Origin of the sequence: Streptomyces flavotricini, from assembly GCF_020639365.1 — a bacterium.
Classification (GTDB): domain Bacteria; phylum Actinomycetota; class Actinomycetes; order Streptomycetales; family Streptomycetaceae; genus Streptomyces; species Streptomyces flavotricini.
On sequence record NZ_JAINUL010000001.1, the window covers coordinates 3,987,259 to 3,989,182 of the forward strand.

Genomic DNA, 1,924 nt, shown 5'->3' on the forward strand with positions numbered 1-1,924 from the left:
AACGACCTCTCCACGCTGCCGAACTTCCCGGCCGAGATCCGTGCCCCCGCCGGCACCCTGCCGGGCGTCTCGTCGTTCCAGCTGCATTTCGCCGACCACGACATCCTGACGCCGGGCGACGCCCCGAACGTACTGGTCGCGATGAATCCGGCGGCGCTGAAGGCGAACATCGGGGACGTTCCGCGCGGCGCCGAGATCATCATCAATACAGATGAATTCACCAAGCGCCCGATGGCGAAGGTGGGCTACGAGACATCGCCGCTGGAAGACGGCTCGCTGGGCGCCTACAACATCCACCAGGTGCCGCTGACCACGCTCACCGTCGAGGCGCTGAAGGACTTCGGGCTCTCCCGCAAGGAGGCCGAGCGCAGCAAGAACATGTTCGCGCTGGGTCTGCTGAGCTGGATGTACCACCGCCCGACGGAGGGTACGGAGGCGTTCCTGCGGCAGAAGTTCGCGAAGAAGCCGAACATCGCCGAGGCGAACGTGGCGGCCTTCCGGGCCGGCTGGAACTTCGGCGAGACGACCGAGGACTTCGCGGTCTCGTACGAGGTCGCCCCGGCGACCCGGGCCTTCCCGGCCGGCACGTACCGGAACATCTCCGGGAACCTGGCCCTGTCGTACGGGCTGATCGCGGCGAGCCGGCAGGCGGGCCTGCCGCTGTACCTCGGTGCGTACCCGATCACCCCGGCCTCCGACATCCTGCACGAGCTGAGCAAGCACAAGAACTTCGGCGTGCGGACCTTCCAGGCCGAGGACGAGATCGCGGGCATCGGCGCGGCGCTCGGCGCGGCCTTCGGCGGCGCGCTCGGCGTGACCACCACCTCCGGGCCCGGCGTCGCGCTCAAGTCCGAGACGATCGGCTTGGCCGTGTCCCTGGAGCTGCCGCTGCTGATCGTGGACATCCAGCGCGGCGGCCCGTCCACCGGTCTGCCGACCAAGACGGAGCAGGCGGACCTGTTGCAGGCGATGTACGGGCGCAACGGCGAGGCCCCGGTGCCGGTGCGGACGGCACCGAGGTCTTCTGGCCGTTCAAGCGCGACCCGCAGACGCTGGCCCGCCCCTGGGCGGTTCCGGGCACGCCCGGGCTCGAGCACCGCATCGGCGGCATCGAGAAGCAGGACGGCACCGGCAACATCTCGTACGACCCCGCCAACCACGACTTCATGGTCCGCACCCGCCAGGCCAAGATCGACGGCATCCTGGTCCCGGACCTGGAGGTCGACGACCCGGACGGCGCCCGCACCCTCGTCCTGGGCTGGGGCTCCACCTACGGCCCCATCACCGCCGCGGTCCGCTGGTCCCGGACCTGGAGGTCGACGACCCGGACGGCGCCCGCACCCTCGTCCTGGGCTGGGGCTCCACCTACGGCCCCATCACCGCCGCGGTCCGCCGCCTGCGCAATGTCGCCACCCCCGTCGCACAGGCCCATCTGCGCCACCTCAACCCGTTCCCGAGGAATCTCGGGGAGGTCCTGAAGCGTTACGACAAGGTAGTGGTGCCGGAGATGAACCTCGGGCAGCTCGCCACCCTGATCCGGGCGAAGTACCTGGTCGACGCCCAGTCGTACAACCAGGTCAACGGAATGCCGTTCAAGGCTGAGCAGCTCGCGAAGGTTCTCGAGGAGGCCATCAATGACTGAGGTGACCGACGCCCCCCATCTGCTCTCCCTCGTGCCGAAGGCCGAGGCCAAGCAGTCGATGAAGGACTTCAAGTCGGACCAGGAGGTCCGATGGTGCCCCGGGTGCGGTGACTACGCGGTGCTGGCGGCCGTTCAGGGCTTCATGCCCGAGCTGGGGCTGGCGAAGGAGAACATCGTCTTCGTCTCGGGGATCGGCTGTTCCTCGCGTTTCCCGTACTACATGAACACCTACGGGATGCACTCGATCCACGGCCGCGCCCCCGCCATCGCCACCGGGCTGGC

2 pseudogenes are annotated in these 1,924 nt (G+C 68.9%); both read left to right on the plus strand.

Annotated elements, in window-relative coordinates:
- Positions 1–1,642: pseudogene (locus K7B10_RS17925) on the plus strand (2-oxoacid:acceptor oxidoreductase family protein); the annotation flags it as partial.
- Positions 1,635–1,924: pseudogene (locus K7B10_RS17930) on the plus strand (2-oxoacid:ferredoxin oxidoreductase subunit beta); the annotation flags it as partial. The pseudogenes K7B10_RS17925 and K7B10_RS17930, both read left to right, overlap by 8 nt.